Annotated in this window: 1 protein-coding gene; it reads left to right on the plus strand. The window is 58.2% G+C overall.

All coding sequences use genetic code 11. The annotated features are described in order from the left end of the window. On the plus strand, positions 1-219 hold a 219-nt coding region (locus tag GWC77_RS29350; protein WP_217283475.1), incomplete at its 5' end, for a hypothetical protein. Between the last annotated feature and the right edge of the window lie 121 nt (positions 220-340).

Genomic DNA, 340 nt, shown 5'->3' on the forward strand with positions numbered 1-340 from the left:
CCACACCGATTCCAATTCTTCTCTTGCGAAGGCCGTCATCGCTTGCCCCTCCTGAGCGAACTCAATGGCGGCATTGTGCGATTGCCTTTACGCGAACTCTATAACGCCCATGGCTTACCGCTTACTGTCAAACGCCAACCAACTGTCCTCTTTGACGGTTGCTCGCATCTATCGTTAGACGGTATCGCCAATTTCCGCATTCGCTCGTCTTATCCGTAAGCGCCTCGCGAAGGCCGTCCGCTATCCGGCGCGCACGTGAGGCATGATCGGGTATCGGGCGCTCGTGTTGGCGCGCTGGCAATCAGCCCGTGGAGGCAGGTGGGCAAGACTTCCCTGGCAG

Origin of the sequence: Paraburkholderia sp. NMBU_R16, from assembly GCF_013282575.1 — a bacterium.
Lineage (GTDB): Bacteria > Pseudomonadota > Gammaproteobacteria > Burkholderiales > Burkholderiaceae > Trinickia.